The 259-nt window shown below is 67.6% G+C and carries 1 protein-coding gene; it reads right to left on the reverse strand.

Going from position 1 to position 259, the window contains the following annotated elements:
- Positions 1-259: penicillin-binding transpeptidase domain-containing protein (locus G3I42_RS31985; RefSeq protein WP_275405313.1), on the reverse strand; the 259-nt coding region annotated here is incomplete at both ends.

Consider the following 259-nt stretch of genomic DNA (forward strand, 5'->3'; position numbering starts at 1 on the left):
CGGTTGAGCATCGGCTTGTCCTTGTCCTTCTGGAGCGCCTGCCAGGCCTTGGAGTCCTTGTCGGAGTTGCCGGCGAAGGTCGACGGGTCGTACGAGGGCGTGCTGGCGAGTGCCAGGATGGCGCCGGTCTGCGGGTCCAGGGCGGCGACGGCGCCCTTCTTGTCGCCGAGACCCGTGAAGGCGGCCTTCTGCGCGGCGGAGTTGAGCGTGGTGACGACGTTGCCGCCCTGCTTCTTGTCGCCGGTGAACATCGACATGG

The organism is Streptomyces sp. SID11385 (assembly GCF_010548245.1).
Lineage (GTDB): Bacteria > Actinomycetota > Actinomycetes > Streptomycetales > Streptomycetaceae > Streptomyces.